27 protein-coding genes are annotated in these 25028 nt (G+C 48.5%); 12 read left to right on the forward strand and 15 right to left on the reverse strand.

Annotation, left to right across the window (positions count from 1 at the left end):
- Positions 1-17: 17 nt before the first annotated feature.
- From tsaB to rnd, 4 genes are all read left to right on the forward strand, one after another.
- A complete protein-coding gene (gene tsaB, locus A7Z29_RS01685) occupies positions 18-713 on the forward strand; it encodes a tRNA (adenosine(37)-N6)-threonylcarbamoyltransferase complex dimerization subunit type 1 TsaB (RefSeq protein WP_001220989.1) in 696 nt (231 codons plus the stop codon).
- A 39-nt stretch (positions 714-752) separates the two neighbouring features.
- A complete protein-coding gene (gene yeaY, locus A7Z29_RS01690; protein WP_105289708.1) occupies positions 753-1334 on the forward strand; it encodes a Slp family lipoprotein YeaY in 582 nt (193 codons plus the stop codon).
- A 204-nt stretch (positions 1335-1538) separates the two neighbouring features.
- Positions 1539-3224 carry a long-chain-fatty-acid--CoA ligase FadD gene (fadD, locus tag A7Z29_RS01695; RefSeq protein WP_010345823.1) on the forward strand — a complete coding sequence of 562 codons (1686 nt, stop codon included), beginning with the start codon at positions 1539-1541 and terminating at the stop codon, positions 3222-3224.
- Between the two features lie 81 nt (positions 3225-3305).
- Complete coding sequence (gene rnd / locus A7Z29_RS01700) at positions 3306-4421, forward strand: ribonuclease D (protein WP_123058395.1); 1116 nt, start codon at positions 3306-3308, stop codon at positions 4419-4421.
- 54 nt (positions 4422-4475) lie between these two features.
- Here the strand turns inward: rnd and yeaX are convergent, their stop codons facing one another.
- The 4 genes from yeaX to dmlA form a co-directional block, all read right to left on the reverse strand.
- Positions 4476-5441, reverse strand: coding sequence for a carnitine monooxygenase reductase subunit YeaX (gene yeaX, locus A7Z29_RS01705; RefSeq protein ID WP_105289710.1), 966 nt, complete (start codon positions 5439-5441; stop codon positions 4476-4478).
- Between the two features lie 55 nt (positions 5442-5496).
- Entirely contained in the window at positions 5497-6621 is a 1125-nt protein-coding gene (yeaW, locus tag A7Z29_RS01710) for a carnitine monooxygenase, oxygenase subunit YeaW (RefSeq protein WP_000067839.1), read from the reverse strand.
- A gap of 31 nt (positions 6622-6652) precedes the next feature.
- Entirely contained in the window at positions 6653-8263 is a 1611-nt protein-coding gene (gene yeaV / locus A7Z29_RS01715; RefSeq protein WP_000987501.1) for a BCCT family transporter YeaV, read from the reverse strand.
- 249 nt (positions 8264-8512) lie between these two features.
- On the reverse strand, positions 8513-9598 hold the full coding sequence (gene dmlA / locus A7Z29_RS01720; protein ID WP_105289711.1) for a multifunctional D-malate/3-isopropylmalate/tartarate dehydrogenase: 1086 nt from the start codon (positions 9596-9598) through the stop codon (positions 8513-8515).
- A gap of 102 nt (positions 9599-9700) precedes the next feature.
- Here dmlA and dmlR point away from each other — a divergent pair, with 102 nt between their 5' ends.
- The 5 genes from dmlR (at position 9701) to A7Z29_RS01745 (ending at position 12503) form a co-directional block, all read left to right on the forward strand.
- Complete coding sequence (gene dmlR / locus A7Z29_RS01725) at positions 9701-10618, forward strand: DNA-binding transcriptional regulator DmlR (RefSeq protein WP_032225515.1); 918 nt, start codon at positions 9701-9703, stop codon at positions 10616-10618.
- 132 nt (positions 10619-10750) lie between these two features.
- Positions 10751-11389 (forward strand): leucine efflux protein LeuE, encoded by a 639-nt coding sequence (gene leuE, locus A7Z29_RS01730; RefSeq protein ID WP_000457214.1) that lies wholly within the window; start codon positions 10751-10753, stop codon positions 11387-11389.
- 172 nt (positions 11390-11561) lie between these two features.
- Complete coding sequence (yeaR, locus tag A7Z29_RS01735) at positions 11562-11921, forward strand: DUF1971 domain-containing protein YeaR (protein ID WP_000939314.1); 360 nt, start codon at positions 11562-11564, stop codon at positions 11919-11921.
- A 3-nt stretch (positions 11922-11924) separates the two neighbouring features.
- The gene (locus A7Z29_RS01740; RefSeq protein WP_000513737.1) at positions 11925-12107 is read left to right on the forward strand and encodes a DUF1869 domain-containing protein; all 183 of its coding nucleotides are present in this window, start codon (positions 11925-11927) and stop codon (positions 12105-12107) included.
- Between the two features lie 147 nt (positions 12108-12254).
- Entirely contained in the window at positions 12255-12503 is a 249-nt protein-coding gene (locus tag A7Z29_RS01745) for a GlsB/YeaQ/YmgE family stress response membrane protein (protein ID WP_000512152.1), read from the forward strand.
- Between the two features lie 57 nt (positions 12504-12560).
- Here A7Z29_RS01745 and yoaJ read toward each other — a convergent pair whose 3' ends face one another.
- The 3 genes from yoaJ to A7Z29_RS01760 are packed head-to-tail and all read right to left on the reverse strand — an operon-like array spanning position 12561 to position 13794.
- Positions 12561-12635: a protein YoaJ gene (gene yoaJ, locus A7Z29_RS01750; protein WP_001386836.1), complete on the reverse strand. Its 75-nt coding sequence runs from the start codon at positions 12633-12635 to the stop codon at positions 12561-12563.
- Between the two features lie 2 nt (positions 12636-12637).
- Positions 12638-12736 (reverse strand): YoaK family small membrane protein, encoded by a 99-nt coding sequence (locus A7Z29_RS01755; RefSeq protein WP_032225340.1) that lies wholly within the window; start codon positions 12734-12736, stop codon positions 12638-12640.
- 32 nt (positions 12737-12768) lie between these two features.
- A complete protein-coding gene (locus A7Z29_RS01760; RefSeq protein ID WP_105289712.1) occupies positions 12769-13794 on the reverse strand; it encodes a sensor domain-containing diguanylate cyclase in 1026 nt (341 codons plus the stop codon).
- 184 nt (positions 13795-13978) lie between these two features.
- Here A7Z29_RS01760 and A7Z29_RS01765 point away from each other — a divergent pair, with 184 nt between their 5' ends.
- The gene (locus tag A7Z29_RS01765; RefSeq protein WP_032225338.1) at positions 13979-14233 is read left to right on the forward strand and encodes a putative hemolysin; all 255 of its coding nucleotides are present in this window, start codon (positions 13979-13981) and stop codon (positions 14231-14233) included.
- A 21-nt stretch (positions 14234-14254) separates the two neighbouring features.
- Here A7Z29_RS01765 and A7Z29_RS01770 read toward each other — a convergent pair whose 3' ends face one another.
- A complete protein-coding gene (locus tag A7Z29_RS01770; RefSeq protein ID WP_010345838.1) occupies positions 14255-14602 on the reverse strand; it encodes a DUF488 domain-containing protein in 348 nt (115 codons plus the stop codon).
- Positions 14603-14656: 54 nt separating this feature from the next.
- A complete protein-coding gene (nimT, locus tag A7Z29_RS01775) occupies positions 14657-15838 on the reverse strand; it encodes a 2-nitroimidazole transporter (RefSeq protein ID WP_032225336.1) in 1182 nt (393 codons plus the stop codon).
- Between the two features lie 96 nt (positions 15839-15934).
- On the opposite strand from nimT, the gene A7Z29_RS01780 reads away from it, so the two are divergent.
- Entirely contained in the window at positions 15935-16729 is a 795-nt protein-coding gene (locus A7Z29_RS01780; protein ID WP_105284788.1) for an AraC family transcriptional regulator, read from the forward strand.
- On the opposite strand, the gene A7Z29_RS01785 is transcribed toward A7Z29_RS01780, so the two are convergent.
- Positions 16713-17159, reverse strand: coding sequence for a DUF441 domain-containing protein (locus A7Z29_RS01785; protein WP_000460713.1), 447 nt, complete (start codon positions 17157-17159; stop codon positions 16713-16715). The two genes, A7Z29_RS01780 and A7Z29_RS01785, sit on opposite strands and share 17 nt — an antisense overlap.
- A 169-nt stretch (positions 17160-17328) precedes the next feature.
- On the opposite strand from A7Z29_RS01785, the gene yoaI reads away from it, so the two are divergent.
- Positions 17329-17433, forward strand: coding sequence for a small membrane protein YoaI (gene yoaI, locus A7Z29_RS01795; protein ID WP_077629632.1), 105 nt, complete (start codon positions 17329-17331; stop codon positions 17431-17433).
- On the opposite strand, the gene yeaK is transcribed toward yoaI, so the two are convergent.
- From yeaK to yeaG, 5 genes are all read right to left on the reverse strand, one after another.
- Positions 17434-17937, reverse strand: a complete 504-nt coding sequence (yeaK, locus tag A7Z29_RS01800; RefSeq protein WP_000138047.1) for a mischarged aminoacyl-tRNA deacylase — start codon at positions 17935-17937, stop codon at positions 17434-17436. It lies immediately after the preceding gene.
- Between the two features lie 42 nt (positions 17938-17979).
- Positions 17980-19470 (reverse strand): diguanylate cyclase DgcJ, encoded by a 1491-nt coding sequence (gene dgcJ / locus A7Z29_RS01805; RefSeq protein ID WP_010345844.1) that lies wholly within the window; start codon positions 19468-19470, stop codon positions 17980-17982.
- Between the two features lie 180 nt (positions 19471-19650).
- Entirely contained in the window at positions 19651-20994 is a 1344-nt protein-coding gene (locus A7Z29_RS01810) for a sensor domain-containing diguanylate cyclase (protein ID WP_105289714.1), read from the reverse strand.
- Positions 20995-21274: 280 nt separating this feature from the next.
- A complete protein-coding gene (locus A7Z29_RS01815; RefSeq protein WP_000219690.1) occupies positions 21275-22558 on the reverse strand; it encodes a YeaH/YhbH family protein in 1284 nt (427 codons plus the stop codon).
- Positions 22559-22680: 122 nt separating this feature from the next.
- Positions 22681-24615, reverse strand: coding sequence for a protein kinase YeaG (yeaG, locus tag A7Z29_RS01820; protein WP_001019882.1), 1935 nt, complete (start codon positions 24613-24615; stop codon positions 22681-22683).
- Positions 24616-25028: the final 413 nt, after the last annotated feature.

Below are 25028 nucleotides of genomic sequence, written 5' to 3' on the forward strand. Positions count from 1 at the left end.
TCTAAGCACGAAGACCCATGCGAATTCTGGCTATCGATACCGCGACAGAGGCCTGCTCTGTCGCCCTGTGGAACGACGGTACTGTCAACGCTCATTTTGAGCTTTGCCCTCGTGAACATACTCAACGAATCTTACCGATGGTGCAGGATATCCTGACCACCAGCGGAACTTCCCTGACTGACATAAACGCTCTGGCTTACGGACGTGGCCCTGGTAGCTTTACCGGCGTGCGCATCGGTATTGGCATTGCGCAAGGGCTGGCGCTTGGCGCGGAGCTGCCGATGATTGGCGTCTCCACGCTAATGACGATGGCGCAAGGGGCGTGGCGCAAAAACGGCGCAACCCGCGTGCTGGCAGCCATTGACGCGCGAATGGGCGAAGTTTACTGGGCCGAATATCAGCGTGATGAAAACGGTGTCTGGCACGGTGAAGAAACCGAAGCCGTACTCAAACCAGAACTCGTTCATGAGCGGATGCAGCAGCTTTCCGGAGAATGGGTGACGGTGGGAACGGGCTGGCAAGCCTGGCCGGATCTCGGTAAAGATAGCGGGCTGGTTTTGCGCGATGGCGAAGTGTTACTGCCCGCCGCAGAAGATATGCTGCCGATTGCCTGCCAGATGTTTACCGAGGGTAAAACGGTAGCGGTGGAACATGCCGAGCCAGTTTATTTACGTAACAACGTCGCCTGGAAGAAACTTCCGGGCAAAGAATGAATCTTAAGAGTATGCCCTGAGAAAAAAAGGAGTCGCATCATGGCGGTTCAAAAGAATGTTATCAAAGGCATACTGGCAGGTACGTTTGCGCTAATGCTGAGCGGTTGTGTCACTGTGCCGGACGCCATTAAAGGCAGCAGTCCCACGCCGCAACAAGATTTAGTTCGGGTGATGAGTGCGCTGCAGCTGTACGTTGGTCAGGAGGCGCGTTTTGGTGGCAAAGTGGTCGCGGTACAAAACCAGCAAGGGAAAACCCGCCTGGAAATTGCTACCGTACCGCTGGACAGCGGAGCCAGGCCGACGCTGGGAGAACCTTCTCGCGGTCGCATTTATGCAGATGTGAACGGTTTTCTGGACCCGGTGGATTTCCGTGGACAACTGGTCACAGTTGTTGGGCCAATCACCGGTACGGTTGACGGCAAAATCGGCAACACGCCCTATAAATTTATGGTGATGCAGGTAACGGGTTATAAACGTTGGCATTTAACCCAGCAGGTGATTATGCCGCCTCAGCCGATTGATCCGTGGTTTTATGGCGGTCGTGGCTGGCCCTATGGCTACGGCGGATGGGGCTGGTATAATCCTGGCCCCGCGAGAGTACAAACAGTTGTAACTGAATAATTGCTTGTTTTTAAAGAAAAAGAAACAGCGGCTGGTCCGCTGTTTCTGCATTCTTACAGTAACGATAAAAATAAATAGTGACGCGCCTCGCAACCTTTTCGTTGGGTAATTATCAAGCTGGTATGATGAGTTAATATTATGTTAACGGCATGTATATCACTTGGGGTTGCGATGACGACGAACACGCATTTTAGAGGTGAAGAATTGAAGAAGGTTTGGCTTAACCGTTATCCCGCCGATGTTCCGACGGAGATCAACCCTGACCGTTATCAATCTCTGGTGGATATGTTTGAGCAGTCGGTCGCGCGCTACGCCGACAAGCCAGCGTTTGTGAATATGGGGGAGGTGATGACCTTCCGCAAACTGGAAGAACGCAGTCGCGCGTTTGCCGCTTATTTGCAACAAGGGCTGGGGCTGAAGAAGGGCGATCGCGTTGCGCTGATGATGCCTAACTTATTGCAATATCCGGTGGCGCTGTTTGGTATTTTGCGTGCCGGGATGATCGTCGTAAACGTTAACCCGTTGTATACCCCACGCGAACTTGAGCATCAGCTTAACGATAGCGGCGCATCGGCGATTGTCATTGTGTCTAACTTTGCCCATACCCTGGAAAAAGTGGTCGATAAAACCGCCGTCCAGCACGTTATTCTGACTCGTATGGGCGATCAGCTTTCCACGGCAAAAGGCACGGTAGTTAACTTCGTTGTTAAATACATCAAACGTCTGGTGCCGAAATACCATCTGCCAGATGCCATTTCATTTCGTAGCGCCCTGCATAACGGCTACCGGATGCAGTACGTCAAACCTGAACTGGTGCCGGAAGATTTAGCTTTCCTGCAATACACCGGTGGCACCACAGGTGTGGCGAAAGGCGCGATGCTGACTCACCGCAATATGCTGGCGAATCTGGAACAGGTTAACGCGACCTATGGGCCGCTGCTGCATCCGGGTAAAGAGCTGGTGGTAACGGCGCTGCCGCTGTATCACATCTTTGCACTAACCATTAACTGCCTGCTGTTTATTGAACTGGGCGGGCAGAACTTATTAATAACCAACCCACGCGATATTCCGGGGCTGGTGAAAGAGTTAGCGAAATATCCGTTTACCGCTATTACCGGTGTTAACACTTTGTTCAACGCGTTGCTGAACAATAAAGAGTTCCAGCAACTGGATTTCTCCAGTTTGCATTTGTCCGCAGGCGGCGGGATGCCCGTTCAGCAAGTGGTGGCAGAACGCTGGGTAAAACTGACCGGACAATATCTGCTGGAAGGTTATGGCTTAACCGAGTGTGCGCCACTGGTGAGCGTTAACCCGTATGATATTGATTATCACAGCGGTAGCATTGGATTACCGGTGCCATCGACGGAGGCCAAACTGGTGGATGATGACGATAACGAAGTACCACCGGGGCAACCGGGCGAACTTTGTGTCAGAGGTCCTCAGGTGATGTTGGGCTACTGGCAGCGTCCGGATGCCACCGATGAAATCATCAAAAACGGTTGGTTACACACTGGCGATATTGCGGTAATGGATGAAGAAGGATTCCTGCGCATTGTCGATCGTAAAAAAGACATGATTCTGGTTTCCGGTTTTAACGTCTATCCCAACGAGATTGAAGATGTGGTCATGCAGCACCCAGGCGTACAGGAAGTGGCGGCTGTTGGCGTACCTTCTGGCTCCAGTGGTGAAGCGGTGAAAATCTTTGTGGTGAAAAAAGACGCGTCGCTCACTGAAGAGTCACTGGTGACCTTTTGCCGCCGTCAGCTTACGGGCTACAAAGTACCGAAGCTGGTGGAATTTCGTGATGAGTTACCGAAATCTAATGTCGGAAAAATTTTGCGACGAGAATTACGTGACGAAGCGCGCGGCAAAGTGGACAATAAAGCCTGAGCGTTAAGTCAGTCGTCAGACGCCGGTTAATCCGGCGTTTTTTTTGACGCCCACTAAAGAGAATACAATTTGAATTACCAAATGATTACCACGGACGATGCGCTGGCTTCTTTGTGTGAAGCCGTCCGTGCCTTTCCGGCGATAGCCCTGGATACTGAATTTGTACGTACGCGCACCTATTACCCGCAACTGGGGTTGATTCAACTTTTTGATGGCGAGCATCTGGCGCTAATCGATCCTCTTGGGATCAGCGACTGGTCACCGCTAAAGGCAATCTTGCGCGATCCTTCCATCACCAAATTTCTCCATGCGGGCAGTGAAGATCTGGAAGTATTCCTCAATGTCTTTGGCGAATTACCTCAACCCCTGATTGACACGCAAATCCTCGCCGCATTCTGCGGACGCCCGATGTCATGGGGTTTTGCCTCCATGGTGGAAGAGTATTCCGGTGTTACGCTGGACAAGAGCGAATCGCGCACCGACTGGCTCGCCAGACCGTTAACCGAACGTCAGTGCGAATACGCGGCGGCGGATGTCTGGTATCTGTTACCGATCACCGCAAAGCTGATGGTTGAAACCGAAGCCTCTGGCTGGCTACCTGCGGCGCTGGATGAATGCCGCCTGATGCAAATGCGTCGTCAGGAAGTCGTTGCGCCGGAAGATGCCTGGCGTGATATCACCAATGCCTGGCAGTTACGCACACGCCAGTTGGCTTGTTTGCAACTGTTAGCCGACTGGCGATTGCGCAAGGCGCGGGAGCGCGATCTGGCGGTGAACTTTGTCGTGCGTGAAGAACACTTGTGGTCGGTAGCGCGTTATATGCCAGGGAGTCTGGGTGAGCTGGACAGTCTGGGTTTATCCGGTAGCGAAATTCGCTTCCACGGCAAAACGCTGCTGGCGCTGGTAGAGAAAGCGCAGGCATTGCCGGAAGAGGCCTTACCGCAGCCAATGCTTAACCTGATGGATATGCCCGGTTATCGCAAAGCGTTTAAAGCGATTAAGTCGCTGATTACTGACGTGAGCGAAACGCACAAGATCAGCGTCGAATTGCTGGCATCGCGTCGGCAAATCAACCAACTGCTGAACTGGCACTGGAAATTAAAACCGCAGAACAATTTGCCTGAGCTGATTTCCGGCTGGCGTGGTGAGTTGATGGCGGAAGCATTACATAATTTATTGCAGGAATATCCGCAGTAAAACGTTCGTAAGCCGGACAAGGCGCAACCAGCGCCGCATCCGGCTTCGGATAAACTACAGATCCAACACCAGTCGTTTACCCTTCGCGCGCGAACAACAGATCAACATACTCTGCTGGCTGGCGCGCTCTTCATCGCTAAAATACTGGTCCCGATGATCGGCTTCACCTTCCAAAATTGCTGTTTCACAGGTTCCGCATACCCCTTCACGACATAAACATTCCACTTTTGCCGCTTTGTTATTTTCAATGACCTGCAAAATGGTCATCTCTTCTGGTACTACAAACTCTTTCCCGGAACGGGCGAGTACCAGCGTAAAGGCATCGCCGGTTTTGTCTTCAATAGCAAACTGCTCAAAGTGCAGCGTATCGGCGGAGATGCCCAGACGCGCTGCTTCACTTCTCACCGCGTCATTCAGAGCTTCGGGGCCACAGGTATAAATGTGTGTGCCAGGGGCGACATCCGCCAATAATCGCACTAATTCGAGTCGCGTTCCGATCGATGAGTGATGAAAATGAATCTTATCAGTCTGCGGATGTTGGTTTAATTCATCACGAAATGCGCAACTTTCTGGATTTCGCGAGCAGTAATGTAGCTGCCAGTCGACGTCGCTGTGCTGCAACTCTGCCATGTGCGACAGGAAAGGGGTGATACCAATACCGCCCGCGATAAACAGATGCTTTCGAGCCGTGGAAACCAGAGCAAACAGGTTATTGGGTGTCGAGATGGTCAATCGATCGCCCGCTTTTACCTGCTGATGCAAAAAGCGCGAACCGCCGCGCGAGTTCTCTTCCAGCCGAACGGCAATCTGATAACAAGAGGTGTCGAGTGGCGAACTTAGTAGTGAATAAGCATTGCTGTACTGGTTATCACCATCACTCATCTGCACAATGACGTGACTTCCGCCGGTGAACGCAGGCAGCGGTTTGCCATCGGTTGACACCAGCGTGAAGCGTTTCACCTGTTCGGTAAGCGGTTCAATCTGGCTCACCTGTACTTCAAACATTTGATAGTCTGACATTGCTGTACTCCATCAAAAATCAGCCCGGCGGCGGAAAATACCGCCGCCGATGTCATTAGTCCTTAAACACCTGCGCCAGCAGATTATGGAAATGGGCGATACCGTGTTCGGAAATTCCGCTACCGCTACTGTCGGCCATGATGCGCCCCTGACCACGATAGCCACGCGATTTCAGCCCTTTCTGTACGCTTTCAACCAGACGTAAATCTTCCGGACGGAACACATCGCGATACCACTCAATCAGCGATTTTTGCTCATCGGTTAGCTCTTCATTGGTGAAGTAGATATCGTAGTTTTGCAGGGTAGTTTCAGAATCCACCGGGAATTCATAAATGACCGTCATCATCCCTTTGATTGGCGTCACGTTCAGCATAGTGCACGGCCACAGCCAGAAACCGTGGAACGCAGCGTCTGTACCTTCTTCAAATTTAAACGACTGTTCGGACGGTTTGGCGAAACCGTATTGCAGCGTCCAGTTGCCGTGCATGGTGTGCCAGTAACGATCAACCTGAACGGAGTCTGAGAAACCTGGATGCGCCGGACCACAGTGGTAGCACTCAAGATAGTTATCGACAATGTTCTTCCAGTTGGCAGGCGTGCGGGTGGTAAAGCGGGCCGCCAGTTTCAGATCGTGGACTTCCGGGCAGGCTTCCAGCACTTTTGCCGCCAGGCCTGGTAACTGATCTTCTACGCTGGTGGCGTTGGGATCCATGTTGATGAAGACGAATCCGGCATATTCTTCCAGACGCACCGGAACCAGTTGCGCTTTGTCACTATCGAAATTGGCGACGTTTTCACAGTTACGCGCATGAGCCAGGTTGCCATCGAGTTTGAATGCCCAGGCGTGATATGGGCAGGTAATCACATTTTTCGCTTTTCCTTCACCGCTCAATAATTGATGACCACGGTGCGGGCAAACGTTATAGAACGCGCGCAAAACCTTATCACGGCCGCGTACCAGCACGATGCTTTCGCCAATGATCTCACGCGTTACGTAATCATTGGCATTCGCCAGCTCGCTACTGTGAGCGACGCAAATCCAGCTTTTGGCGAAGACGTTCTCTTTTTCATGTTCAAAGGCGTTCTGATCAGTATAAAAGCGGGCAGGAATGGTCCACGCTTCCTGTGGGTTAGCGCAAAAATTTCCGGGTAGTACAAAGTCAGGGCTCAGATTGCTCATAGGGATACCTTTATCGTTAGGATGATGGCGCTCAGTTGTCGCCTTTGAATACGGTTCCCGCAGGGAGCACTGGCGTTTTTTCCGGGGCTTCAACCGGTGTCTGCGGGAGATAATGTTCAATTTGATGAGCCGGAATATCGGCGTAATCCTGTTTCAGCCAGCGAATAAATCCGCCCACTTTCACCAGTAAAATGGCGAGAAAGGGAAGGGCTGTAAGTACGACGGTAGTTTTCATGGTTTCCAGCGATGCGCCGGTGAACAGAATTGAAAGCGGGATCAGGGTGATTACCACGCACCAGAAAAGACGCAGCCCACGGTCTGGATCATCACCTTCCTGAAGATTTCGCGTGCTGGTCGCCGCCATGGTGTAGGCCACCGCATCCATATGCGAGGCGAGGAAAATAATCATCACGCCCAGATAAGCGGCAAGGAACAATTTACCGGCTGGCAACGACATCAGAACTTGTTGAACAGCCGTTTCACCGCCCAACGTTTCCAGCACCTGCGGAACGTTGATTATCCCTTTGATAAACTGATGAATGGCGAAGCTTTCCATCACGCCGAAGAAGAACCAGCAGCCGACGGTGCTACCGAGGATCAGCCCCCAGATAACTTCTTTGATCTTACGACCACGTGATACGCGGGTGACAAACATTGCCACGCCGGGGGTGTAAGAGATCCACCACAGCCAATAGAAAACGGTCCAGTTGCGGGTAAATGAACCATCGCCAAGCGGATCGGTAAATAAGCTCATCTGTAAGAAGTTTTGTGTGGTCAGGCCGATGGCATTGATGATGCTGTTGGTAATAAACTCGGTTGGACCGACAATCAAAACCAGCAATGGCAGCAGGAACGCGCCCCAGCCGACCATTTTGCTCAGACGTTGTAAACCGTTGTTGATACCTATCCACGAGCTTAGGCAAAAAATGCCGCCGGAAAGCAGGATCACAAATGCCTGCACGGTGAAGTTATCGGGTAAACCGGTCAGCGCGGAAAGCCCACGGGTAAAGGTTGCTGCGGTGACAACAAGGGAAATGGTCAGTGCGCCGACAGTGGCGATCAGGAACATTAAGTCCACCAGTTTTCCCCATGGGCCTTGCGGGCGAACGCCGGTAATAGCAGCAATAATGCCGGAAAGACTCAGCCCTTTATTTTTCCGCACATGAAAGTGGTAAGCCATGATTAATGAGGCCAGCGTATAAGTTGCCCAGGCGCTGATGCCCCAATGGAAAAAGGAGTAGGGAACGCTAAATTCCAGTGCCTGCTGTGAACGCGGCACGATATTTAAACCCGGCGTTTGATAATAATAGGCCCACTCCGCTACGCCCCAATAAAGCGTGGAGGAACCTAATCCGGCGCAAATAAACATAAACAGCCAGGAGAGCGTACTGTATTCCGGTTTACCTTCGCCAAGACGAATATTGCCGTATTTGCTGGTGGCTAAATAAATTACCAGCCCCATTGCCAGCAAAACTAATACCTGTACGGCGGAACCCAGCGTGCGGGTAACTAAACTGTATATTGCGTTGGCCGCGTCGGCCGACTGTTGCGGAAAAAGGCTTAATGTGGCTGCGATGAAAAGAATGGCCACCAGGCTGATGCTAATCAGCGGCAAATCTTTTTTCTTAACATTGCTCATCATGAGTCATCTCCTGGGCATAAAAGCCCGTCGCTGGCTTTTGCCAGTTGTAATTATTTGCAGGGTAATGAACTTTTGTTGTGTTTAACAAATTGATTATTTGCATGTTACATAAATTAAACAATTAAGAATACGGAAAGCCATAAAACACGAAACGGAAACAATAAAAGGTGAAATGACGCAGGTTATTTACTGTAAAGAACGAATAAAAAAACCGCGTCAGTGACGCGGTTCAAATAAACTGGTTTGACCTTAACGCAAAATAATTTTGCAAATCGCGTCGGCAACCTGTGGCGTGGTGGCATTACCTTTCATATCGGGTGTTTTCGGCCCGTGAGCAATCACTTCTTCAATCGCTGCCAGAATGTCGTTGTGCGCTTGCTGGAAACGCTCATCGCCATTGCCAAGGAAATCCAGCATCATTGCCCCGGCCCAAATCGTCGCGATAGGGTTGGCAATATTTTTACCGTAGATATCTGGCGCGGAACCGTGGACTGGCTCGAAGAGCGACGGGAAAGTGCGCTCCGGATTCAGGTTGGCTGAAGGCGCAATACCAATCGTACCGGTGCAGGCTGGGCCAAGATCGGAAAGAATGTCGCCAAATAAATTAGATGCTACCACCACATCAAAGCGTTCCGGCTGCATCACAAAGCGCGCGCAGAGAATATCAATATGCTGCTTGTCCCAGTGGATTTCCGGGTAATTTTCTGCCATTGCTTCTACTCGCTCATCCCAGTACGGCATACTAATGGCTAAACCGTTAGATTTCGTGGCAGAAGTCAGGGTTTTGCGCGGGCGGCTTTGTGCCAGCTCAAAAGCATATTGCAAAATGCGATCGACGCCACGGCGGGTAAATACCGATTCCTGGATGACAACTTCATGTTCCGTTCCTTCATTCAGTCGACCGCCCAGAGACGAGTATTCGCCTTCCGTATTTTCGCGCACCACGTAAAAATCGATGTCGCCAGGCTGTTTACCCGCCAGTGGGCAGGGAACGCCGGGAAAGAGGCGTACCGGGCGCAGGTTAACGTACTGATCAAACTCGCGGCGAAATTTCAGCAGCGATCCCCATAACGAAATATGATCCGGAACGGTGTCCGGCCAGCCGACGGCACCAAAGTAGATAGCGTCGAAACCGCTGAGTTGTTCATGCCAGTCGTCCGGCATCATTTTGCCGTGATGGATGTAATACTCGCAACTTGCCCACTCCATATGCTCAAAACTTAAGGCAAAGCCCCAGCGTTCAGCAGCAGCCTGTAACACACGAATCCCTTCAGGAAGGACTTCTTTGCCAATCCCGTCTCCAGGGATCGCAGCAATACGCATCGTTTTCATCATTAGGTTCTCACTTCCTGATCAGCAAAATTGACAACTCCACCATCCTATAATTGACTGATCAGGAATTAATCCCCGCAACTGGTGAAACATAAAACACGAATCATGAATAATTTACCGCTGCTGAACGATTTGCGCGTCTTTATGCTGGTGGCTCGCCGGGCCGGTTTTGCTGCCGTGGCGGAAGAACTGGGCGTTTCACCGGCTTTCGTCAGCAAGCGCATCGCCTTGCTGGAGCAAACCTTGAACGTGGTGCTATTACACCGCACCACCCGTCGCGTCACCATTACGGAGGAAGGCGAGCGGATTTATGAATGGGCGCAGCGGATTTTGCAGGATGTCGGGCAGATGATGGATGAGCTTTCCGACGTGCGCCAGGTGCCGCAGGGAATGCTGCGTATTATCAGCAGTTTTGGTTTTGGACGGCAGGTGGTAGCTCCGGCACTGTCAGCACTTGCGAAAGCGTATCCGCAACTGGAGTTACGTTTTGATGTGGAAGACCGGTTGGTCGATTTGGTCAATGAAGGGGTCGATCTGGATATTCGTATTGGCGACGACATTGCACCTAACTTAATTGCCCGCAAACTGGCGACCAATTACCGTATTCTCTGCGCATCGCCGGGGTTTATTGCGCGATATGGTGCACCGAAACATTTAACGGATCTTTCTGCGTTACCCTGCCTGGTCATAAAAGAGCGCGATCATCCGTTTGGTGTCTGGCAATTGCGCAATAAAGAAGGTCACCATGCCATTAAAGTCACCGGACCGATGTCGTCTAATCATGGTGAAATTGTCCATCAGTGGTGTCTCGATGGGCAGGGAATTGCGCTGCGCTCCTGGTGGGACGTTAGTGAAAATATTGCCAGTGGGCATCTGGTACAGGTTTTACCTGAATATTATCAACCAGCAAATGTCTGGGCTGTTTATGTCTCAAGGCTGGCGACATCCGCAAAAGTACGGATTACGGTAGAGTTTTTGCGCCAATATTTTGCAAATCATTACCCGAATTTTTCACTGGAATGAGTGCAATTTTTTACTCTATTCTCAGGTTGTTGTCAGGTTAAAACCTGATTTTCTCCTTTCTAAGCCGTTGCGGATTGGTTAGCATATTCACCTTTAATCGCGCATGATCCAAAGAGAATTAAAGAGGTTAATGTGTTCGCAGAATATGGGGTTCTGAATTACTGGACCTATCTGGTTGGGGCCATTTTTATCGTGCTGGTGCCAGGGCCGAATACCCTGTTTGTGCTTAAAAATAGCGTTAGTAGTGGAGTGAAAGGCGGTTATCTTGCGGCCTGTGGTGTATTTATTGGCGATGCAGTATTGATGTTTCTGGCGTGGGCCGGTGTAGCAACCTTAATTAAGACCACACCGATATTATTCAATATTGTACGTTATCTTGGCGCGTTTTATTTGCTCTATCTGGGGAGTAAAATTCTTTACGCAACTCTGAAGGGTAAAAATAGCGAGGCCAAATCAGATGAACCTCAATATGGCGCTATTTTCAAGCGTGCGTTAATTTTGAGTCTGACCAATCCAAAAGCCATTTTGTTCTATGTGTCGTTTTTCGTACAGTTTATCGATGTTAATGCGCCACATACGGGGATTTCATTCTTTATTCTGGCGACAACGCTGGAACTGGTAAGCTTCTGTTATTTGAGCTTCCTGATTATTTCAGGTGCTTTTGTCACGCAGTACATTCGTACCAAAAAGAAACTGGCTAAAGTGGGCAACTCACTGATTGGTTTGATGTTCGTGGGTTTCGCTGCCCGACTGGCGACGCTGCAATCCTGATGCTTTCAGCCCGCGTTGTCGCGGGCTTCCCATCTGTAATCCTCCCTGATTCTTCTCTGATATGGTGCTAAAAAGTAACCAATAAATGGTATTTAAAATGCAAATTATCAGGCGTACCCTGAAACGGCTGGAATAAATGGTTTTCAGCACATTTACCGAAGGAGGGAAAAGGATGCTGCAAATCCCACAAAATTACATTCATACGCGCTCAACACCTTTCTGGAATAAACAAACTGCGCCTGCCGGAATATTCGAACGTCATCTTGATAAAGGAACGCGTCCGGGTGTTTATCCACGCCTGTCCGTTATGCATGGGGCGGTCAAATATCTCGGCTATGCTGATGAACACAGCGCAGAACCTGATCAGGTGATCCTCATCGAAGCAGGTCAATTCGCAGTGTTCCCGCCGGAAAAGTGGCACAATATTGAAGCCATGACTGACGATACTTATTTTAACATCGACTTCTTCGTTGCTCCTGAAGTCCTGATGGAAGGTGCAAAACAGCGGAAAGTCATTCATAGCGGGAAATGAATTATGGGCAAAGCAACGTATACCGTAACCGTCACCAATAACAGTAATGGCGTTTCTGTCGATTACGAAACAGAGACGCCGATGACATTACTGGTGCCAGAAGTGGCGGCTGAAGTGATCAAAGATCTCGTCAATACCGTGCGCTCTTATGACACGGAAAATGAGCATGATGTTTGTGGTTGGTAATTATTGCTAATGTAGATGGCGCTAATTCTGCGCCATTGTAAAAAAAATGCTCTGTGACACATATCACAATTCTTGCCTCTCTTATGTTGTGCTATGCTTTTTATCAGCGACTAACCCGCTAATGCAAAACAGATAAGTGAGGAAACAATGGGCATTCTGTCATGGATTATTTTTGGACTTATTGCCGGTATTCTGGCGAAGTGGATCATGCCTGGTAAAGATGGTGGTGGATTCTTTATGACCATCCTGCTGGGAATTATCGGTGCCGTAGTTGGTGGATGGATCAGTACACTGTTTGGTTTTGGCAAAGTCGATGGCTTCAACTTTGGTAGTTTTGTGGTTGCCGTGATTGGTGCGCTTGTCGTGCTGTTTATCTACAGAAAAGTCAAAAGTTAATACTGAAAAGTACAAAGGCTGCCTACAGGCAGCCTTTGCTATTTTATCGACGCGGTATTACCACCATCCCAGCTCGGTGCCAAGAACGACAATAATCGCCACGCCCATCATAATAATCGTTGTTTTTTTCATCTTTATGCCCCTGGGGCCGCATAGCCACCAATAAAAAACCACGCTAAAAATACGACTGCCGTAATAAAGATCACGACGGGAAAAACAATACCGATTCGCATGTTACCACCAAAGAAAAGGATGTGAATACGCCTCAGGAGTGCCTGTCTGAATGCGCGACAAAAGGGGGTTTCAGTTTGTGTTTTTTCTCCTGATACATCGCGATATCGGCAGCATGTAGAGCACTGTCGGCATCGGTGGTTTCAGGATCCACTTCTACTACGCCAAGACTGGCTCCAGGATAAAACAGGTCAATATCACCCAAGTGATATTCTCCACGTATTTGCTGTTGGATACGCTCACGCAGTGACTGGATATCGGCGTTTTCATTAGCCAGGGAAACGACCAAAAATTCATCACCGCCAAGACGACCAATAATCTCGCCATTCTGATGTAGCCTGGTGAGGCGCTCGCCAACCTGAATAAGAAACAGATCGCCACTATTGTGGCCAAATCGGTCGTTGATTAATTTGAAGTTATCCAGGTCGATAAAAGCAATAATTGCCTTACGTTTCAGATGTCGTGCGAGGGAAAAAAGCGTCGTCAGATTATCAAAAATCGCCCGCCGATTCGGCAGGCCGGTCAAAGAGTCGGTGTAAGATTGCGCAATCAGAGCGGCATTGGCTTCACGTAATTGCTCAACCAGCGCCTCTTTTTGAATATATTGTGCAATCAGTCCGGCGAATAGCTGCAAAACCTGCTCTGCGCGTTCACTCCACGGGCGCTTTTCACTGCTGGCGGCGCAAAGCGTGCCATAGAATGATCCATCCGGTAAGTGAATTGGTGTGCTCAGGAATGTGGTAATACCGAGATTGCGTGCCGCAATGCAGTCACCCCAACGGTCGGGAACTTCATCGCTGAAAAAACAGTTTTCATCAATGGCGCGTTTGCACAACGAGTAATCCCACGAGACGGTAAAATTCTCCGGGATGTGCATTTTCTGGCTGTTACGGGCAAACAGGATATGTTGCAGACGCGCGTCAATATCCACCTTTGTCAAATAGGTCGATTCCATGTCGGTGACCATTTCCAGCATCTCCAGAAGTTGCCGAACCAGACTTTCCAGAGAATGTTCTGAGGCGAGTGACTGCGAGACGCGGGCAATAATCTGATCTGACACGAAAGAACTCCAGGATACGGCGGGTAAAATGCTGATTATTTAATCTTTGCAGGCATGATAAAACATCATCAAAGAAGATGAAACTAGCCGTAATATATTTTAAGTGAATGTAAAATAAATAGTGCTGTAAAACAAAACGATACCGCGATACTCTAAGGCGTAGATAAACGTGTGAGATCAACGAATGAAAATTATCAGTTTTACTCTGCCTTGCCTGTTAATTCTTGCGGGATGTTCAACCACTTCTCAACCCGATGCACCAAAACCGCCGCATGTTGGGATGGCGAATCCGGCGTCGGTCTACTGCCAACAGAAAGGCGGTACGCTCATTCCCGTGCAGACATCGCAAGGGGTCAGCAACAATTGCAAATTAGCGGGCGGTGAAACGATTGATGAATGGGCATTATGGCGACGGGATCATCCGGCGGGTGAAAAATAACCGCCGGATGCCAGGCTAAAATCACAAGCTTCGCAGCCAGTCGGCCAGCACCAGCGCATGGTTTTGCGTGGTATTTTTTGCTGAGTAGAGCAGGGTCAGCGGCTGTTTTTGGGCGATTTCCGCCAGCCGCTTCCCTTCTGGCTCGTGTTGCGCCAGTTCTGCAATATATTGTTCGCGAAAGGTTTTAAAATCGATCGCTTCGCCGTGAAAGGCTTTGCGTAGTTCCGTTGACGGCGTGATCTCTTTGTCCCACTCATCAAGTGCTAAGTCTGTTTTCTTGATACCACGCGGCCAGAGACGGTCGACCAGTACGCGATAACCATCGCTCTGTTCAGCCGGATCATAAACGCGTTTACACTGAATATTCATCGTGTTTGTTCTCCCTTTCACGCATGATTTGCGTCGTCACTATAGCACCGAACATCAATGAATTTCTTTGTCTCTTCCGGCGCAAAGTCCAAAAATCGCCATCAGCAGTGAAAGAATTGCGACAACAATCAGTGGCGTGGACCAGTCACCGTTAGCATCGTGTATTTTGCCCATTAGCGGCGGCCCACAAGCTGCCAGCAGATACCCGACGGATTGTGCCATACCCGAAAGAGCAGCAGCCTGATGCGCAGAGCTTGCTCGCAGTCCGATAAACGTTAGTCCAAGTATCATTGTTGCCCCGGAACCAAAACCGAAAAGCAGAGTCCAGGTGACAGCGTGTGCTGGCATAAAGCAGAGCCCAACCGCACCCACTGCGCACATTAAGGCGACCAGAGCGGCAATACCGCGCTGATCTTTCACATGATGTAAGAAAAGTGGGATCAGCAAACCGGGAGCTGCAGTAGCTAATTGCAACAAACCATGCAGCGAACCTGCCTGTGCCTCGCTGTAGCCGTGGCTGATGAGGATCGCCGGAAGCCAGCCGATAATCACGTAATAGACCAGTGAGTTGATACCGAGAAACAACGTCACTTGCCAGGCAAGCGGCGAACGCCAGATACGCCGGGTATGTAAGGCGCGTGAGGTACTCAAATTCACATGTTGTTGATTACGCCATTGCGGCAGCCATATAAATAGAGCCAGCAGAGGAAAACACATCAGCATAAGCAACGCGCCCTGCCAGCCAAAACCGTTCAAAGCCAGCGGCACCACCAGAGCTGACCCCAGAGCCGCTGCAGCGCCCATCGTCAGGGAATATGCGCCGGTAAGTCTGGCGACGGAATGGGGAAAATCGCGTTTAATGAGACCAGGTAGCAAGACATTCCCTAATGCAATCCCACAGCCAATGATAATCGTACCGCCAAATAATAAGTAAGCCGAAGGAAGAGAGCGAATTGCTATGCCAGCACAAATCAAAAGTAATGCAGCCACCAGACTGCGCTCTATACCAAAACGACGAGCCACCGACGCGGCAAGAGGGGATATCAGGGCAAAGGCTAATAAAGGTAAGGTCGTCAGTAACCCTGTTTGCGCCGTCGTCAGTAAGTAAGCGGAACGAATGGTATCCAGTAACGGTGCTACGCCGGTGAAGGTAACACGGAGTGTGGTGGCAATCATTAGAACGCCGGCTATCAGGACAATCCTGTTTTTGCCGCTTAATGAAGTTGAACGGATCATAGATATCTCATTGTTACAAGCGAGGCTGTACCTTAGCGTTTTTATTGCTATGTTGAATCAAGCTAAAATGACAAATTATCGCTAAATTCGGACAAAATGATGCACAGGTTAAATCTCAATGGTTATGAACCCGATCTTCACCATGAAACGGCGGTCGCATTTTGTATTCATGCCGGAAAGGATGAATTGACCAGTCCTGTACATCAGCACCGCAAAGGACAACTGATACTGGCGCTGCGTGGAGCCATTACCTGTACGGTGGAAAATGCGCTGTGGATGGTGCCGCCACAATATGCAGTATGGATTCCCGGTGGTGTGGAGCATAGTAATCAGGTAACAGCGAATGCCGAGCTTTGTTTTTTATTTATTGAATCCAGTGCGGTGATAATGCCGGGCAAATGTTGCACGCTGAAAATTGCGCCTTTATGTCGTGAATTAATTTTAACGCTGGCAAAAAGAACAGCAGCTCAACGTGCTGAACCAATGACGCGCAGATTAATTCAGGTGCTGTTTGATGAACTTCCTCAGCAACCGCAACAACAGTTGCAGTTACCTGTTTCTTCACACCCCAAAATCCGCGTGATGGTGGATACGATGGCAAAAGAGCCCGTTGAATGGGGGACATTGGGGCAATGGGCAAATTTTTTTGCGATGAGTGAACGCAATCTCGCCAGATTGATAGTTAAAGAGACGGGGTTGAGCTTTCGTCAGTGGCGTCATCAGTTGCAGCTCATTCTGGCACTTCAGAGGTTAGTGAACGGCGATAGTGTTCAGAAAGTGGCGCATATGCTGGGGTATGATTCAACAACGGCTTTTATTACCATGTTTAAGAAAGGCCTGGGGCAAACCCCAGGCCGATATATTGCGGGATTAACTACTGTTTCCCGATGATCAGGGAGACCAGACCTGCGGCAATAAGCGGACCGACCGGCACACCGCGAAACAGCGCCACGCCTAAAATCGTGCCCACCAGCAGCCCGGCAACCAGTTGCGGCTGGCTGCCCATCAAGGTCACGCCGCGTCCGCCAAGCCAGGAGACAATAACGCCTACTGCAATTGCCACCAGCGATTTCCAGTTCAGAAACGAGTGAATAAGTGTCGAGGGTGGCAGTGTCCCGCTGGCTACAGGAGCCATTACGCCGATAGTCAGAATGATTATCCCGATACTCAGTCCTTGTTTTTCGATCCACGGGAAAAAGGTGCTTAACGGTGTGACGCGGACAATGATCAACACCAGAATTGAAACAGCGACAGTGGTGTTGTGGCTGATAAAGCCCAGCGCAGCTAACCCGAGCAGGATCAGCAAAGTGACATCAAACATCGTGGTTTCCTTGCCAAAAAATAATAAACCTGCCTACTTTACGCCTGCTGATGAGAGGAAGCAGAGAACAATTACGTGCTATGCATAAAAAATCAGGCAAATTGTCATCAAATTGCCATTTGTGCGTGCTAACAATAACGTGAAAACAGGTATCTCCTGGGATAAGACCATGAACGATCAAATGCTCGTTGAGACACTGATTATCACGTCATCGTTTTTTGCCATTGCAGTTGTGCTGGTGCTGTCTGTTCTGCTTATTGAACGGAGCAGCTAGTTACGTAGTACGACGGAATTTGACCAGCTCTGGTTGTGCAATGCGTAAATAATCTGCGGTGTTCAAAATAACGGATTTATCCAGCATACCCGCATTGAAGGCGATCTCATCGAATCGCTCAAAAAGTAGCGGGTCGGCGACCAGTTTGAGTTTTGGATGGAAGCTGAATGGAGGGATAGCACCGAAGACACAGCCTGTAAGTTCATCGACTTCAGCCGGGCTGGCCAGCGAAGCACGCAACCCACCGATATGGCTGGCGAGTTGGCTAAGGTCGGCCTGTTGATCGGCAGCGAGGATCGCCAGAACATGCTGATTTACGCCATTACCTTTGACTTTACACACCAGTGCCTTAGCACCCTGACCCAAAGCGGTGCCACGAATTTCTGACACCGCTTCGCATTTACCCACCGCGTCGTGGGTAACGATGCGGAAGTTAGCGCCTTCTTGTGATAATAAAGCGATTAACCGCTGATGCGTCACGCTTCCTTTAGCCATTTCAGTCATTTCACGCTCCTGGGATTACAAGCAAACAACCACAGAAGATTATCATGAACGGCTGTTTTTGTTCTGCTTATTGACATATAAACGCTCATCGGAAGCTTTATATGCATCATGCAGCGTATCGTTTTCTTTCATCGCGTAAATACCGGAAGAGAAGCCGATCTCTTTCTGCGGCGCGATATGTTGCAGACGTTTTTCGATACGTTCAGGCAGTTGTGCTGCAATTTGCGGCGTCGAATCGACAAGAATGATACAGAATTCATCGCCACCGAGACGGATAGCATAATCGCTTTTACGAATCGACTGTTTAATCGCCTGAGCTAATAACGTAATGGCTAAATCCCCCTCCTGATGACCGAGGGTGTCATTTATTTGCTTTAACTTGTCCATGTCAATTGCAATAAACATCACCGAAGAACCGGATTGCACCAGTTTCTGCAAACGCTGCTCAAGTTCAGGCGTTAATATTTTGCGATTATACAGTCCGGTCATCGCATCACTGATATTTTCACGAGTCACGTTTTGGTACAGGCGGAAGTGCATCCGTACCATGTTGAGTAATATCAATGCTGTCAGCAGCCAGAATACAACGCTTTTCCATGATGATGTAATAAAGTAAAGAATATCAATGGATAACGAAACACGAATGCCGCCAGGCAAGTCATGGACGTAACTGACATACTGAAACAGATTATCTTCGCTCTGATTGATAATAATGTCGCGTCCCGAATCTGTATCGGTTAGCGTAACATTGAGAAAACGCCAGAGGAGAGGGCGATCATGAGTATAAAAAATATTGCGCAGATTGTTTTTACTAATATCCAGCAACACAATACCTTTTAATTGCCCGGCAACATAGACGGGCGTCAGCAAACTCATCACGTTCTGTTTAGTACGCTGATCCTGGTAAATGCTCGATAATACGGTGCGACCGGTAAACACTTTTTCAATATCTTTACGATCAATACCAATGCTTCCTGACTGCAAGAAGGACCAGTTATTCATCGCGAAGTATTCAACATTTACCGGCTCATAAAAATAGACATAGCGATCATTGAGATCGAGATAATAGTGAAATTTCTCTTCGGCCATCCCAAGGCCGGAACCGTAATCATCCTGGTGGCGGTTACCTTCCACCGCCTGATCAAATGCCGGTAATAGCGCCGCTGCTTCGACAATTGTGTCGCAGTCAGTGGATGCAGTCTGCAATGTTCCGTGTAAATCTGCATAAGTATGGGCAGTCAGGTTTAAGCCATGGGTATTGTTGGCAGACTCAAAAGCCTCACAGATGGCCCGTCGCTGTTCTGGCGACACCTCAGACTGTTTAGCAGCAAGCGCGCGCATCACATGTGCGGCAATACTCTGATTTTGATACTTGTCGTAGAGAAAGGAGGAGTCTGCTTTCTGGACGATATAGCGCAAATAAGCACTCATTGCCCTGTCGCTGGCGACAAGTTCAAAAATAAGGAAGGAAGATGTCAGCACAATGACACTTGCGGCGATAAAATGCCGGAGCATTCTATGGTGCAATTTCATGATAAATGGCACTCCTTCGGTTAGTGAAACGAGAAAACCAGATAAAGTTCGATTGCGGCCTGGTACAGGGGCGCTAATTATACTCATCTCTGCGCCGCTGGGGAGGGGAAATTTAGGGGTATTGGTAATAAATTGTATGCCAAAGCCACGCAAAATGCATGGCTGTGAATAATTTTGCACTCAAATATAATGAATAATCACTTTGTTACCGCCATCGGTTTTCGCCTCACGTAACGCTTTATCTGCTTCTGTCATGACAAGCGAGATATTACGCGTATCACCCGTGGAAAAAACACAGCCAATGCTGATGGTCATTTGTTCAGGGACATTATATCTATTACTAAAACCGGTCAGGAGCTCGACATTTTTACGCACCCGATCGGCGATAATTTTTGCCTGGGCGGTATTCAATTCGGTAAATATCAAGCCAAACACTTCACCATCCAGACGTGCGAAGATGTCATCGGGGCGAATACTTTGCTGGATAATATCGACAATTGAAACCAGAACTTTATCGCCCACATGATGACCCCATTGAGCATTTATGCGTTTGAACTGGTTAATATCTACCAGCATAATACAAAAATCCTTCACAACAGGGCGAGAGAGTAATGACTCTACACTGTTGAAAAAGTGACGACGGTTATAAATATTGGTTAGTACATCATGAACCGCCAGTTTGCTGGAAAGTTGTAGTTCCTGAAATATGTTATATATCAAGAAGGTGACAACAAACAGTTTACTCGAAACCTCAATGCCACGACTGATATACCAGATGGTATAATTATATTCATCCAGAGTCAGTAGTAACAAGTTACAGCAGAGCGATGCCAGACATAATAATGCAATTGACGGCCACATCTCGCTTGCTAATTGTGTACGCATGATAATAAAAAACAGTAAACACGCCCACAGACAAACCAAAATCTTGGTGTAGTTAATTCCCCAGCTCGCCGTATGACTATCCGGACAGTAATCTACGACATATAAAGAGTAGTCAGGATTATAGCTGCTCAGGTTATGTGCCAGAAAAGGGAAAAATATAAAAGGTATCAGCGCCAGCAACAAGATACAGGTTTTTTTCTTGTTGTTCGCCAGGATGCTATTTCGTCCATAACAGTAGAGAGCCAGTGCGGTTAAGAAAATAAAACTTAGCTGGCGAAATAGATATAATATGGAAACATCATTCGCCTTCGTCTGAATAAGGATGTTATCATTGATAGGTTTATGAATAATGAAAATAGTTTCAGTTAAATAGAAAAGACCACTTAAAAAAGCAAGGCTTAAAATGAGTGTTGGAAAAATATCACGATTAGTGAAATATTTCATTAGCATGAAAAGAAAGATGATGGAGTTGAGGAAAAATAAAGCCACAACAACCATCAGGTAATTCATCTGTGGGATGAGTTTTACATTGGTGTTTTCATTATATAAGGTGGTGATGCAAAATAAAATTAATGTCAGTAACAAGCTGAAAATAAAAAAGCTTTGTGCTTTTAATTTTTGTGTACCCATAGGAACCATAAAAAGGAGAGCAATGTGAGTGCTGGATTTTATTGATGGCAGAGATATATAGTTTTGACCAGGATCAAATTTCTTTGCCGATGAAAAAATAATTAAAGAATACCCCTGAAAAAAAGCGTGTTAACAGAATCATTTTTTCCGAATGATTTTTTTATGGAACTAAATTCTGTAAAGCTGATGCTGACATATTTAAAACAATTGTAAGGTAATGTATGTAATAAATGAATTAATTTACAGTGAGCTAAAAATCAGCCAGGTAACAATGACCCGGCTGACTATTTTAGTCTTTAGTCGTTGCATTTTGTTTATGGAATAGCTCGCGGAACACGGGATAAATATCATCCTGATCGCGTATATGCTGCATCGCAAAGTTTTCGAAAGTAGATTGCAGATGCTCATATTCCCGCCACAATGTTTGATGAGCGCGGCGGGTAATTTCGATATAGCTGTAATAACGAACAACGGGCAACAATTTTTTCGCCAGAATCTCATGGCAAAGCGGAGAGTCATCAGCCCAGTTATCGCCGTCTGACGCTTGTGCAGCATAGATATTCCACTGCGCCGGGTTATAACGCTCTTTCACCACCTCATCCATCAGTTTCAGGGCACTGGAAACAATGGTGCCGCCAGTTTCCTGTGAGTAGAAAAACTCATGTTCATCAACTTCTTTCGCCTGGGTATGGTGGCGGATGTAAACGACTTCGACGTTCTTGTATGTTCTGCTGAGAAACAGATACAGCAATATATAAAAACGTTTGGCCATATCTTTGGTGGATTGATCCATCGAACCGGAAACGTCCATCAGGCAAAACATTACGGCCTGACTGGAGGGATCGGGGCGTTTCTCATAATTCTTGTAACGTAAATCGAAGGTGTCGATGAATGGAACGCGTTCAATTTTGGCGCGTAATTCGGCAATCTCTTTGCGCAGCCGTTCCTCCTCCAGTAATTGCGCAGGTTCACTGTTGCTGATGATGGCCAGATTTTCTTCCAGAGCATGAAGTTCCCGTCGCTTGCCTGCGGTCATCGCGGTACGCCGCGCCAGTGAGTTCTGCAATGAACGCACCACGCTGATATTGGCAGGAACGCCGTTAGCGGTGTAGCCTGCCCGATGCGTTTTATATTCGGTCAACTGGCGTTGCTGGTTTTGTTTCAGATTTGGTAAGGCTAAATCTTCAAACAGCAGGTCGAGATATTCGTCTTTCGAAATCTGGAAGACAAATTCATCCTGACCTTCACCGTCCTGGCTGGCTTGACCCTGACCACTGCCGGAGCCACCTCCGCCGCCCTGGGGACGTTCAATTCTGTCATTCTGTACAAAATGGTCATTGCCCGGATGAACGCGATGGCGCAGGCCTCCACGCCCCTGATGAAACATCGGTTCGCTAATATCTTCCGTTGGGATAGAAACGGACTCGCCGCTGTCGACGTCGGTCACCGAACGCTTATTGATGGCCTCGGAGATCGACTGTTTAATTTGCGCTTTATAACGGCGTAAAAAACGCTGGCGATTCACCATGCTTTTGTTTTTGCCGTTCAGACGCCGGTCAATAAACCAGGTCATATGCCCCCCGTACTGCATTTGCCAACAGTATGTTGCACCTGTATTGCCGGATGCGCTTTGCTTTTCCGGCCTACGGTTCGCTGTCATTGTCGGCCCGGTAACATGTGCACCGGGCCATTGTGTTAAGACGATTTACGTACGCGCAAATACCATTCGCACAGTAAACGCACCTGTTTACGGGTGTAGCCTTTTTCCATCATACGGTCGACAAAATCGTCGTGTTTCTTCTGCTCGTCGGTTGAGGTTTTGGCGTTAAACGAAATGACCGGCAACAACTCTTCGGTATTGGAGAACATTTTTTTCTCGATAACCGTGCGCAGTTTTTCGTAGCTGGTCCAGTTCGGATTGCGTCCGCTGTTATTCGCTCTGGCGCGCAGCACAAAGTTGACAATCTCGTTGCGGAAATCTTTCGGATTGCTGATCCCCGCCGGTTTTTCGATTTTCTCCAGCTCGGCGTTAAGAGATTCGCGGTCAAACAACTGACCGGTATCCGGGTCGCGATACTCCTGATCCTGGATCCAGAAATCCGCATAGGTGACATAACGGTCGAAAATGTTTTGCCCATATTCGGAATAGGATTCGAGATAAGCTGTCTGGATCTCTTTACCGATAAACTCGGCATATTTCGGGATCAGATAACCTTTCAGGAACTCCAGATAGCGTTCTGCCTGCTCTTGCGGGAACTGCTCGCGCTCAATCTGCTGTTCCAGGACGTAGAACAGATGAACCGGGTTAGCCGCCACTTCTACGTGATCGAAGTTAAACACGCGCGAGAGGATCTTAAACGCGAAACGCGTGGACAGACCATTCATCCCTTCATCGACGCCTGCGTAATCACGATATTCCTGATACGACTTGGCTTTCGGGTCGGTATCTTTCAGGCTTTCGCCATCGTAAACGCGCATCTTTGAATAAATGCTGGAGTTTTCCGGCTCTTTCAGGCGCGAAAGAATGGAAAAACGAGACAGCGTTTCCAGCGTGCCAGGCGCGCATGGGGCGTGAGTCAGTTCACTATGATTAAGCAGTTTCTCGTAGATTTTGATCTCTTCGGAAATGCGTAAGCAATACGGAACCTTCACGATATAGACACGGTCGAGGAAGGCTTCATTGTTCTTGTTATTACGGAAAGTGACCCATTCGGATTCGTTCGAGTGAGCGAGAATAATCCCGTTAAATGGCAGGGCGGAGATACCTTCCGTCCCGTTGTAGTTACCTTCCTGGGTGGCGGTCAACAGGGGATGCAGCACTTTGATCGGTGCTTTAAACATCTCGACAAATTCCATGATCCCCTGGTTTGCACGGCACAGCGCACCGGAATAACCATAGGCGTCCGGATCGTTTTGCGCGTAGTGTTCGAGCTTCCGAATATCGACTTTCCCTACCAGCGCGGAGATGTCCTGGTTATTCTCATCGCCCGGTTCCGTTTTGGCGATGGCAATTTGTTGCAGAATAGACGGCCAGACCTTCACAACCCGGAATTTTGTGATGTCACCACCAAACTCATGCAGACGCTTCGCAGCCCACGGCGACATGATGGTGCCGAGATAACGGCGAGGAATGCCATACTCTTTTTCCAGAATCTGCGCATCTTCCTGTGGATTGAACAGACAGAATGGATGATCGTTGACCGGGCTACGCTCACCATTGGCGCTCAATACATAAATAGGCACGAGCTGCATTAATGATTTCAGTCGCTCAGCAAGCGATGATTTACCCCCACCTACAGGCCCCAGCAGATACAGGATTTGTTTCTTCTCTTCCAGCCCCTGAGCCGCGTGTTTCAGATAAGAGACAATCTGTTCAATCGCGTCTTCCATGCCGTAAAACTCTTCAAACGCCGGATAACGTGCAATGACCCGGTTGGAAAAGAGCCGAGAAAGTCTGGGTTCCTGGGCCGTATCGACCATGACCGGCTCACCAATAGCCATCAATAGCCGCTCAGCCGCGTTGGCATAAGCACTGCGATCTTGCCGACAAGTGGTAAGAAACTCCTGCAGTGTGAACTCTTCGTCCTTGGCAGCTTCATATCGCTGGCGATAGTGATCGAATATATTCATGGTATGCCGTCCTTTCGTTTTTTAGCACAGGTTAAGAGCCGTTCATATGAATAGTAGAGGCTCCCGGAAGAGGTAAACTGAACGACGTCGCTTGCTAAAACACAGCAACTCTCATGCCATCTTACCGACTGTGAGAACAACGTGCCCGGTGATACACCTTCAAAATTAAGCGTAGATGGCAATTGGAAAACTTGCCTGCATGGCTTTCTGGATTTCAATGGCATATCAACAACTCATCCATAAAAATTGCATAATTAATGTAAAGAATATTGCCGCCAGTAACGCAAAATTCATTCAGGTGTAAGCCCGATGTCATCAGCGTCAGGAAAATTAAACAGTTACCTTTAGAAATGAAAATGTAAAAAGGTTGGGTTTCGATGTATTGACGGGTAAACTTTGTCGCCCGCTAAACA

This window comes from Escherichia sp. MOD1-EC6842 (genome assembly GCF_002965705.1).
GTDB lineage: Bacteria > Pseudomonadota > Gammaproteobacteria > Enterobacterales > Enterobacteriaceae > Escherichia > Escherichia ruysiae.

What these genes read in the sequence shown, in the direction of transcription:
- tsaB (WP_001220989.1), top strand. Translation starts at nt 18, where the DNA reads ATGCGAATTCTGGCTATCGATACCGCGACAGAGGCCTGCTCTGTCGCC.
- yeaR (WP_000939314.1), top strand. Translation starts at nt 11,562, where the DNA reads ATGCTGCAAATCCCACAAAATTACATTCATACGCGCTCAACACCTTTC.
- yeaV (WP_000987501.1), bottom strand. Translation starts at nt 8,263, where the DNA reads ATGATGAGCAATGTTAAGAAAAAAGATTTGCCGCTGATTAGCATCAGC.
- A7Z29_RS01770 (WP_010345838.1), bottom strand. Translation starts at nt 14,602, where the DNA reads ATGAATATTCAGTGTAAACGCGTTTATGATCCGGCTGAACAGAGCGAT.
- A7Z29_RS01815 (WP_000219690.1), bottom strand. Translation starts at nt 22,558, where the DNA reads ATGACCTGGTTTATTGACCGGCGTCTGAACGGCAAAAACAAAAGCATG.
- A7Z29_RS01810 (WP_105289714.1), bottom strand. Translation starts at nt 20,994, where the DNA reads ATGGTTCCTATGGGTACACAAAAATTAAAAGCACAAAGCTTTTTTATT.
- dmlA (WP_105289711.1), bottom strand. Translation starts at nt 9,598, where the DNA reads ATGATGAAAACGATGCGTATTGCTGCGATCCCTGGAGACGGGATTGGC.
- rnd (WP_123058395.1), top strand. Translation starts at nt 3,306, where the DNA reads ATGATTACCACGGACGATGCGCTGGCTTCTTTGTGTGAAGCCGTCCGT.
- A7Z29_RS01745 (WP_000512152.1), top strand. Translation starts at nt 12,255, where the DNA reads ATGGGCATTCTGTCATGGATTATTTTTGGACTTATTGCCGGTATTCTG.
- A7Z29_RS01740 (WP_000513737.1), top strand. Translation starts at nt 11,925, where the DNA reads ATGGGCAAAGCAACGTATACCGTAACCGTCACCAATAACAGTAATGGC.
- A7Z29_RS01780 (WP_105284788.1), top strand. Translation starts at nt 15,935, where the DNA reads ATGATGCACAGGTTAAATCTCAATGGTTATGAACCCGATCTTCACCAT.
- A7Z29_RS01785 (WP_000460713.1), bottom strand. Translation starts at nt 17,159, where the DNA reads ATGTTTGATGTCACTTTGCTGATCCTGCTCGGGTTAGCTGCGCTGGGC.
- A7Z29_RS01765 (WP_032225338.1), top strand. Translation starts at nt 13,979, where the DNA reads ATGAAAATTATCAGTTTTACTCTGCCTTGCCTGTTAATTCTTGCGGGA.
- dgcJ (WP_010345844.1), bottom strand. Translation starts at nt 19,470, where the DNA reads ATGAAATTGCACCATAGAATGCTCCGGCATTTTATCGCCGCAAGTGTC.
- yeaW (WP_000067839.1), bottom strand. Translation starts at nt 6,621, where the DNA reads ATGAGCAATCTGAGCCCTGACTTTGTACTACCCGGAAATTTTTGCGCT.
- dmlR (WP_032225515.1), top strand. Translation starts at nt 9,701, where the DNA reads ATGAATAATTTACCGCTGCTGAACGATTTGCGCGTCTTTATGCTGGTG.
- yeaG (WP_001019882.1), bottom strand. Translation starts at nt 24,615, where the DNA reads ATGAATATATTCGATCACTATCGCCAGCGATATGAAGCTGCCAAGGAC.
- yeaX (WP_105289710.1), bottom strand. Translation starts at nt 5,441, where the DNA reads ATGTCAGACTATCAAATGTTTGAAGTACAGGTGAGCCAGATTGAACCG.
- yoaI (WP_077629632.1), top strand. Translation starts at nt 17,329, where the DNA reads ATGAACGATCAAATGCTCGTTGAGACACTGATTATCACGTCATCGTTT.
- A7Z29_RS01755 (WP_032225340.1), bottom strand. Translation starts at nt 12,736, where the DNA reads ATGCGAATCGGTATTGTTTTTCCCGTCGTGATCTTTATTACGGCAGTC.
- yeaY (WP_105289708.1), top strand. Translation starts at nt 753, where the DNA reads ATGGCGGTTCAAAAGAATGTTATCAAAGGCATACTGGCAGGTACGTTT.
- nimT (WP_032225336.1), bottom strand. Translation starts at nt 15,838, where the DNA reads ATGATCCGTTCAACTTCATTAAGCGGCAAAAACAGGATTGTCCTGATA.
- yeaK (WP_000138047.1), bottom strand. Translation starts at nt 17,937, where the DNA reads ATGACTGAAATGGCTAAAGGAAGCGTGACGCATCAGCGGTTAATCGCT.